Origin of the sequence: Sphingomonas tagetis (assembly GCF_024211275.1) — a bacterium.
Classification (GTDB): domain Bacteria; phylum Pseudomonadota; class Alphaproteobacteria; order Sphingomonadales; family Sphingomonadaceae; genus Sphingomonas; species Sphingomonas tagetis.
The window spans coordinates 1-9022 of the sequence record NZ_JAMLDX010000038.1 but is presented as its reverse complement, the minus strand read 5'-3'; the positions used below and the strand labels follow the sequence as shown (position 1 = coordinate 9022).

Below are 9022 nucleotides of genomic sequence, written 5' to 3'. Positions count from 1 at the left end.
CACCTCCGCTTCACGCAGCTTGCCGATAATCTCTTCCGGGCGATGCTTCTTGCTCGGCATTCCTCGTCTCCTTCGTCATCCAAATATCATCAATTTTGGACCACTCAGAAGGGGGCAGATCACATGCGCGCGATCGGCCCGCAGGAAATCCGCTGTTTCCCTGAACTGGTGGGGACGATCCCAGCCGCGCTTGTCCGGCCACCCTGATGTACCGCCGCAGTCATGACGAAACCCGGGTGAATGGTACCGAAATTCAGATATTATCATTGCAATCAATGACATAAAAAGAACGCATCGCCGTAGCGATATCCGTTCCGGGTATCTCCGTTAGGCCGGCATGAGCTGTTATAGCGAGTGAACAAGCAGAAAACATGGGAGGGTATATGAAGTCGATTAACGTGCTCACGTTTGTCAGTCCGGTCGCGATGCTCGCGGCATCCACGGCATATGCCCAGGACGCACCGCCAGCACAGGCCGCCGCCGAGACCCCGTCGGAGGCGCGGTCCAGCGAAGACATCGTCGTCACCGCCCGCCGTCGCGAAGAGAATTTGCAGGACGTGCCCATCTCGATCACCGCGGTAAGCGGCGAGACGCTGGTCGAGCGCGGCGTGCGCGACGCCCTCGATCTGCAATCTCAGACGCCGTCACTGTCGGTCACGGGCTCCGGCGCCAGCCGGACCGCGCTGTCCTACGCGATCCGCGGACAGCGCACCAACGAGGCGCAGATGCTGACCGATCCGCCGGTCGGGCTCTATTTCGCCGAAGTGGTGGCGCCGCGTTCCTATGGCTTTGGCACCGCCTTCTACGACCTGCAGAATGTTCAGGTCCTGAAGGGCGTGCAGGGGACGCTGTTCGGCCGGAACATGACCGGCGGCGCGGTTCTGGTCGAACCCAATCACCCGAACCTGAAAGAGTTTCAACTCGAAGGGACGGCCCAATACGGCAATTACGATCTCGTCGATCTGTACGGGATGGTGAACCTTCCGGTCGTCAGCGATACGTTCGCCATCCGCGCGGCGGGCAAGTTCCGCGACCGCAAGGGCTACACCACCGAGGTATCGACCGGGCGCCGCTATGACGACCAGCATTATCATGCGTTTCGCGTGTCGGCGGAGCTTCACCTGGACCGGCTGACCAGCTTCCTGGTCTTCGACTATCTCAACCAGCAGGAAACGGGCGCAGCGATCAAGCTGACGAACTACACGCTGACAGACACGATCAACGGCAACGCGACGGTGCTGGCGCGCCAGGTGGGCGCGGCCGCCTTCTTCCCCGCCGCTGCTGGCGCGCCGATGCAAAACGCGATCGCGCTGCTCAACCGGGCGGTGGCCCTTGGCCGCTATCAGGTCGATTATGGCAATTTCGGCGTCGGGCCTCTGTACACCAATGATGCGCGCACGCCACGCAACAATGTCAAGAATTGGGGGATTACCAACAAGACGACCTTCGATGCCGGCGATGTGACGTTCAAGAACATCTTCGGCTATCGCGAGGCCACTCTCGATCTCGTGGGCGACTATGACGGCTCCCCCGTCGCGCTCCTGCAGCCCCATCAGACTGCCCGTCCTCGTCAGATCAGCGAGGAGTTCCAGATGCAGGGCACGCCGTTCGGAAGCGCGCTCGATCTCACAATGGGCGCCTATTATTTCCGCGAATGGGGTCGGGACGGGGCGCAGGCTACGGGCTTCCCGCAGGTGAGCGCGATCGGCTTGGCGTCGGCCACACCCGCTCTGGCCGCTTTCTTCCTTGCCCAGCCTGCGCAATTCTATGAACAGTCCACGGTCGCATCCGCGGAAGCCAGCAGCTGGGCGGTTTACGCGGCCGGCACGATGCACGTCAGCGACCAGTTCTCACTGTCCGGCGGCATCCGCTACAACAACGATTATCGCCGGGCCACTCGCGAACCGTTCTACACGAACCTCGCGATACCGGGCACGCCGATTTCGGCGCCTTGCTATTGGAACGGCGTCAATGCGCTGAGCCGCGCCAACTGTGCCCGCACCAGCGTGCTCAAGAACGATGCGGTGACCTGGGACGTGACCGCGCAATGGCAACCGTCCGATGACCTCACCGCCTATCTGGCGGCCCGCAAGGGGTATCGCTCCGGGGGCTTCAGCCTGCGGGCGACGAATGACGTGCTCGGCGTCCCCTTCCAACCCGAAAATGTCCAGGAATATGAGGGCGGGCTGAAGAATGTTTTCCGTTTCGGTGGTGGCCGCCTGAACACCAGCATCGCGGTCTATTATCAGAACTATACCAACGTTCAGAAACAGAACGCGCTGGTCGTCAACGGACAAGTCGCGACGATCATCTCCAATACCGCCAAGCAGCGCAATTATGGCGGCGAGTTCGAAGCTTCGCTCTCGCTCAGCAACGGCCTCGGCGCGAATTTCTTCTACTCCTATGCGAAGAATGAGATCGTAAGCGGCGCGAACGGGTCGTTCCCGCAGCAGGGCGTTCCGGAACATCAGGTCGGCGGTGGCCTGACCTACGAGCAGGATGTCGGCATTGGCAGGCTGAACGCGAACGTCAATGCGACCTACCGCAGCGGCGTCCAACTGGACGAGTTCGACGTGGAAGGCTTCCAGAAGGGCTATGCGCTGGTCAACGCGCGGATCGCCATCAACGACATCAGTGGATCGGGCATCGGCCTGGCGCTGTGGGGGAAGAACCTGACCGATGAATATTACAAGCAGGGCGTGATTTCGCTGATGAGCAACGGCCCGATCCTCAACGGCGTCAATCCGGGCGGCGCCCCGGGGTTCTCGAATGCGGTCTTCGGCGAACCGCGGACTTATGGTGTCGAGGCTTCGTTCAAGTTCTGATCCATCCTGAAACAGGGGGCGGCTGTGCGGCTGCCCCCGACCTTCAACCTGGCTGCGCCGCGGAACGACAGCGCTTGCTGATCGAGCATCCTATCTCTCGGAAATTTGATCATTTGATGTGCCGGATTGGGGACGATCTTCCGCTATTCCGACACATCGCCAATCTGGAAATAGCCCCGTGATAGAAAATGAAATGCTGGTATGCCGCAATATGAGTGTCCCGATGTCGGATGGGGTCGCGTTGGCGGCAGACCTTTATCTCGAGCGCAAACCGGGGACAAAAGGGTTCGAAGCGCGGCCGGTCGTTCTTGTCAGGACGCCGTATAACAAAGCCTATGTATCGACCCGTTTCGACTTCCGACCTTTTATCGACGGCGGTTATGCGGTGGTGTTCCAGGACGTTCGGGGCACGTCCGCGTCTGGCGGCACGTTAGAACCGATGATGAACGAAAGTCGGGACGGAGCGGACACCATCGCCTGGCTGATCGCACAGCCCTGGTGCAACGGGCAGGTGGGCACGACTGGTCCTTCATATATGGGCGGCGTCCAACTGCAATTGGCGGTGCGGCCGGTCCCCGGCCACGAAACTGCATTTATCCAGGTGCCGGCAGGGAACATGTTCGGCGGTAGCATGGTCTATGACAACGATATGCTTGCCCTGGAAACCTGTGCGCCATGGACCATGATGATGGCGGCAAGTTTGCTGGATCGTTTCCCGGCGGAAACCGCGGCGGCCATTCGCAACGACATAGAGGCTAACAATCTGCCTCTCCCGGTCATGCTGGCCGGCGACCAATTGTCCGAGCTGGTGCGTCCCCATGATCTGCGGTCGCTGCCCGTCGCGCGGCATGTGCCGTTCTGGCATGCCTGGCTCGACAATCGGGAAAATCCGGATTTCTTCGCTGCGGCGGAAGCGAACTCGAAATTCGGCGATGTCACTCGCCCGCTGATGCATTTTTCCGGCTGGTACGATCTGTTCCTGCGCAACTCCCTCGAGGCCTATGTAGAGATTTCTGCCAAGGGGGCCACCCCGGCCGCGCGTTCGGGGCAAAGGTTGATCATCGGCCCGTGGGGCCACCGTGCAGACCCCGGATTCCGTCAATTCCCCGACAGTGAGGTCAATGATGCAGCCGCCAGCGCTGCATGGATGAATCTCCATCTGCGCGGCAAGGCCCATCCTCTGTTCGATCACCCCGTCATCCTTTATGTGATGGGCGAAAACCGGTGGCGAGCGGAGTCCGCATGGCCCTGTCCCGGCGCCGTTCGGACCGTCTATTATTTGCACAGCAATGGCGGCGCCAATGGCGCGCAGGGTGACGGTACATTGTCAATCACCGTACCCGCGACAGACGAACCAGCGGACCATTATCTGTTCGACCCCGCCAATCCGCTGAAATCACTGGGTGGGCATGGGGTGACTGGCGGCCCCGTCGATCAACAACCAAACGAGCATCGCAAAGACCTCCTCATCTATGCGACAGAGCCTTTGGACGAAGACGTTGAGGTGACTGGCCAAGTTCGCGCGACCCTATATGCGGCCTCCTCCGCGACGGACACCGACTGGTTCGTCAAGCTCATCGATGTGTTCCCCGATGGTCGATCATATAATATCCTGACCGGCTCGGCGCGGGGACGCTATCGAAAGTCGCGGACTGCTCCGGTCGAACTCGTTCCCGGCGAAGTCGTCGCTTATGAAATTGACATGTGGTCGACCAGCAACGTTTTCAAAAAGGGCCACCGGATCCGCGTGGAGATCGCCAGCAGCGATTTTCCCAACGCGGACCTCAACCCCAACCGCTTCATGGACCTGTCAACTGCAACGGCCGCCGACTATGTCATCGCCGAACAGACCATCTTCCATGATAGCGCACGCCCCTCCTCGATTGAACTGCCTATCATTCCCCTCGACCGCAGTCGTAAGTGGATAGATACTCCTTTTCCGGCCAATCCCGGCGGCCACTACTACGGCAAGCTGGAGGACACGGAATGGGCTTTTCAGGCGCAAGAGATGGAGGCGTCGCAACTGCGGGTGCCATGACACGGACGCTATTGATGCACTCTGGATAAGTATCCGCCTTCATCTGGTTCAAAGTACACCGGAACTGGGTCTCTCCTCATGTCCGGGAGCGGCTGAGGCGGCGCAGGCAACGCTCGCGCCGCCTCTTTTAGTGCGCGCGTTCCCGGCGCGATTGAAGGACGTCGCCGCGACAATTGATTCGCGCGGATGTCGATGCGTTGATAGTGTCCGTCGTCAGAACATTTGTCGCGGATCGCGGCGTAAATAGCGCAGTGCCGGCCGCATCTTGGGATTGATGTTAGGCGGCGAGCTTGCGGTGCTGCAAGCGCCGAGGTTCGATGGTCTGTCGCTTGATCCGGCGGGATCGCACTTTGTCACCGGTCAGACAAGTCTCGCCGATGGTGGCTTCACTTACATGTGGGCCCAATGCGTTCGGAGGATCGGCCCAGGCTGGCTCACGGGGCGAGTGCGTAAAAGTGTGCGGGGTGCCGCGCAAGGCTCAGTGACACACCCGGGGCCGGTTGCTCTGCGTGGTGGGCGGACCGGATCATCACACAACTTGACATTATTTCCACCAGCTAGGCAGGCGTCAAAGCTGGTGTCCCGTAAGGACATGGTCGAGTTCGAGGGTACTCCGGCTGTGGATCGGCGTGCAAAAAGGGCTCTGACGCAGTTTTGATGATCAACGGTCAGGTCGCGCCGATCAGACGCGCCTGGAGGAGGTCGAGTTTTCCGCGGCCGTACATTTGACGTTTGACGAGTTTGAGCTTGGTGATCTGTCCTTCGGTCTGGCCGTTCGACCATTGGGAGACGATGGCCGCCCGTACCGCAGTGATATCCCTGGCAACGCCGTTCGCGAACGACGCGACCAGACTGGCGCGTGCGCGGGCTATCCAGGGATCGAGGTCGGCACCGACCTTGCGGCGGATCATGGCGTGGAAGCCTTCGATGATGCTTCGCGCATCGACGAGGGAGGGCACGCCAGCTTCAACCGCTGCCACAGTGACGGTCTCCGCTTTGGAGAGATCGTTGCGATCGATCGTCATCAACCGTGCGATGGTCCTGGCTGACGGCACGCGATGAAGGGTGTCGGTATCGACCTGGTCCGAGCGTCGTCGGCGCGTTGCCCACTCCGTCACAACACGGAGCGATCCGCGGAACCCCTGTGTCTGCAAAGAACGCCATAGCGCTGCGCCATTGTGGTGGCCCGCCGCCCACTGCAGATCCAGCCATGGCAGGTAGGCTTCAAGGGAGGTTTCCCGGGTTCTGAACACGTCGCTGCGTTCCCCGCGCAGCACGCGCCGCACCGTGCCGCGACTGTGCCCGGTGCGTCGCACGATCTCCTTGATCGCGACACCATCCTTCGAGAGCGCGAGGATCGCGCCATTGGTCTCCTCGCGGTGGAGGTATCCCTCGTATTGAAGTCGCTCGGCTGCCGTGAGCAGCTCGGGGTTGATCGTCGTCGCTCCGATGGCGGATCGGATCTGCCGCATCGATCGGCGCACGGCGTCGAGGAAGGCACGGCTGGCATTTTCCATGAGATGCCAGCGATCGGCGATCTGTACGGCGTTCGGCAGCGCCTTGGCAGCGGCGCGAGCATACGCGCCACCACGATCGCGCGCGATCATCTTCACCTGCGGCTGTTCTGAGAGCCATGCCTGCGCGGTCGCGGGCTCCCGGTCCGGCAGCAGACGGATCGGGCGCCGCCGCTCGAGGTCGCAGATGATCGTGCCGTACCGATGATTACGCCGCCACGCCCAGTCATCGATACCGATCACCGTCGGCAGCGGAAGCGGTGGAGTTCCCCGGCGCCGTACGACCCGAAGCAGCGTATCGTTGCTGACCGGGAGCATGAGCCGCCGCGCAAAGCTAGCCGCGGGCCGACCGCCCAAGGCGAGACCAAGGTGATGAACCAGCGTTTCCAGCCGGCCGGTGCGCCGCGCCCAAGGCGCTACCACCCCATTGGCGAAACGCTCCGCAAAGATCCTTTGCGCGCATAGCACCGCTTCGCAGCGGAAGCGGCGGACATCCGCCATCAACTTCACAGGTCGGCCCGCCAAGGGCAGATCCGAGATTTGACGTCGATAGCGGCTATGTACATGGCGACTGATGCCGCCGCACCTCGGGCACTGGCTTGTCGGCGATGTGCTGCGGACTACGATCGTCGCGCCGTCATCAGCCACCGCCGAGGCGACAATCGTGAAACCGGCCGGGATCACCGAGGACGGTCGAAGCGCATTTTGCATGACGTTGCTCCCAAAGTGGAAACTGCCGCCATCTAGCTCGTCAAATTCATCAAAATTGAGTCAGAGCCCCTATTGCACGCCGATATGGGGTCCCGGTTCGACGCCTATTCACACCATGCTGAGGCCGGTATCTTCGGCATACTGTTGGGATCATATGGCTTAGGTGCCGTAACCGGTGCGTTTAGCGTCTCCCGCCTCAAACAAAAGCTGAGCTCTGAGGCTATCCTACGCCTCGCCACGATCGCTCTCAGCGTGGCCACCTGCACCATCGCGTTCAGCCGCAACGACATTCTGACTTGCCTCGCGCTCGCGACTGCCGGTGGGGGCTGGATGCTCGTAATCACAACGCTGAATATCGCGGTTCAGCTGCCGGTGCCGCGTTGGGTGACGGGTCGGGCACTCGCGACCTTTCAGGCCAGCGTTGCGGGGGGCATCGCTATTGGCAGCTGGGGTTGGGGCGCCGTGGCGGACATACTTGACGTCCAGACAGCCCTGCTCATCTCGGCGGGCGGAATCGTCGCCTCCGTTCTGTTCGGGCTGAGATGGAAGATGCACGAGGCGCGCAGCGATGGCGCGCGAGAATCGCCGGACTTACCCGATCCGGACGTGAAGCTCGCGGTGACGCATCGGAGTGGGCCGGTGGTCGTGGAGCTCGAATACCGCGTAGCGCTCGACGACGCGCGGTCGTTCTACCGTATCATGCAGGAGGTCCAGCTTAGCCGACAGCGCAACGGGGCTTACGCTTGGTCGATTGCAAGGGATTTGGCCGACCCGGAATTGTGGGTCGAGCGATTTCATTTCCCCACCTGGATAGACTTTTTGCGCATGAGGAACCGGCCCACGGCAGGCGAGCGCCAGTTGGAAGACAGGGCCGGCGCCTTTCAGATTGGCGGAGAGCCTGTCCGCATTCGGCGGATGCTTGAACGACCCTTCGGATCGGTAAGATGGCAGGCCGAGGCCCGCGACAGGGGTCTTCAAGGAACGTTCATGCCCGGCCCCGGCGGAGGAGCATAAGGATTCAGCGGGCTTTGCCGCCGTGTGAAAAAGGGGAGGGAGAGAAGCATTTTGGAGTTCAGCCGGTTTTGCCGCAGTTTCGCTGGGCAATGGCGGAGCCATCTTGTTAGGTAGGTGTGATGCGCACCGATATTGACCATCTTCCTCCTGCCAAGCAGCGCGACCTCGAACGGGTCTTGCAGATCCTGTTCGAGGAGTTCGACGATGCTCGCGGTAACCCGACGGGCGATCGGAGGCTCGGCCGAATCCTCAAGGTCATCCTGTACGGCAGCTACGCGCGCGGCGGGTGGGTCGATGAACCCCACACTGCAAAGGGATATCAATCGGATTTCGATCTGTTGGTGATCGTCAATCAGAAGGAACTGACCGATCGGGTCGCCTATTGGCAGCGAGCCGAGGAACGCCTGATGCTGGAGCTTGGGGTCACGAAGACACTGAGAACGCCGGTGAACTTCATCGTCCATTCGCTCCAGGAGGTGAATGACGGACTAGCCCACGGACGGTATTTCTTCATGGATATCGCACGGGATGGAATCGCTCTTTATCAAGCTGACGACACCGAGTTGCACCAACCGAAGCCAAAAGCACCGGCTCAAGCGCTTGCTCTCGCGCACGAGTATTTTGAGGAGTGGTTTCCAGCATCTGCGGGGATGCTTGAAACATCGAAGTTCAGTGCGCAGCAAGGCCGACTTAAGGATGCCGCGTTCTTAATGCACCAGGCGACCGAGCGGCTCTATCATTGCGTGCTATTGGTGCTGACGTTTTACACGCCCTTATGCCGCGCGCGGCATAACGGAGTTTATGCCGAGCGCGCAACTATGCCGAGCGGGCGCAGGATCACGCGGTTTTCGTGGGGCTTTGAGGTAGTCGGCTCGGCATAGTTTTACGGTCCTGCCATGGGCCGTTGGCGGCGTCACGTC

At 61.0% G+C, this 9022-nt stretch carries 6 protein-coding genes; 5 read left to right on the top strand and 1 reads right to left on the bottom strand.

Annotated elements, in window-relative coordinates:
- From M9978_RS22790 to M9978_RS22780, 3 genes are all read left to right on the top strand, one after another.
- Nucleotides 1-207 (top strand): hypothetical protein (locus tag M9978_RS22790; protein ID WP_254297437.1); only part of this gene is annotated, 207 nt, incomplete at its 5' end.
- Nucleotides 208-383: 176 nt separating this feature from the next.
- On the top strand, nucleotides 384-2825 hold the full coding sequence (locus tag M9978_RS22785) for a TonB-dependent receptor (protein ID WP_254297435.1): 2442 nt from the start codon (nucleotides 384-386) through the stop codon (nucleotides 2823-2825).
- A gap of 178 nt (nucleotides 2826-3003) precedes the next feature.
- Nucleotides 3004-4863 (top strand): CocE/NonD family hydrolase, encoded by a 1860-nt coding sequence (locus tag M9978_RS22780; protein WP_254297433.1) that lies wholly within the window; start codon nucleotides 3004-3006, stop codon nucleotides 4861-4863.
- Nucleotides 4864-5531: 668 nt separating this feature from the next.
- Here M9978_RS22780 and M9978_RS22775 read toward each other — a convergent pair.
- Nucleotides 5532-7088, bottom strand: coding sequence for an ISL3 family transposase (locus M9978_RS22775; RefSeq protein ID WP_254297431.1), 1557 nt, complete (start codon nucleotides 7086-7088; stop codon nucleotides 5532-5534).
- An 84-nt stretch (nucleotides 7089-7172) separates the two neighbouring features.
- On the opposite strand from M9978_RS22775, the gene M9978_RS22770 reads away from it, so the two are divergent.
- Complete coding sequence (locus tag M9978_RS22770) at nucleotides 7173-8102, top strand: MFS transporter (protein WP_254297429.1); 930 nt, start codon at nucleotides 7173-7175, stop codon at nucleotides 8100-8102.
- A gap of 119 nt (nucleotides 8103-8221) precedes the next feature.
- Nucleotides 8222-8983 carry a nucleotidyltransferase gene (locus M9978_RS22765; RefSeq protein ID WP_254297427.1) on the top strand — a complete coding sequence of 254 codons (762 nt, stop codon included), beginning with the start codon at nucleotides 8222-8224 and terminating at the stop codon, nucleotides 8981-8983.
- Nucleotides 8984-9022 lie beyond the last annotated feature (39 nt).